Genomic DNA, 273 nt, shown 5'->3' with positions numbered 1-273 from the left:
TACTGGCTCTGTAAGAAATGTACCAAATATAATCATATCTTACTTGTATCTTTTCTTCTCAAATTAAAGGCAATTGCACATTTTTTATTGTAAACTCGCTTTTTGCCTCTCTCCAACTTTTACTTAGCATATTACAGATAAGCACAAATAAATCAAAAATGACAAACCTCTTCACATAAAATTCAAAAGATTTGAAGATTCCTCTCTCAAAGCAACTTTATCTGATCTGTCTGGTTTGCAAAACACGCCTGCGAGTCCTATACACACATTCCA

It is taken from the genome of Bartonella sp. AA2SXKL (genome assembly GCF_042197205.1).
Classification (GTDB): domain Bacteria; phylum Pseudomonadota; class Alphaproteobacteria; order Rhizobiales; family Rhizobiaceae; genus Bartonella.
Note: the sequence above shows the minus strand (reverse complement) of the source record.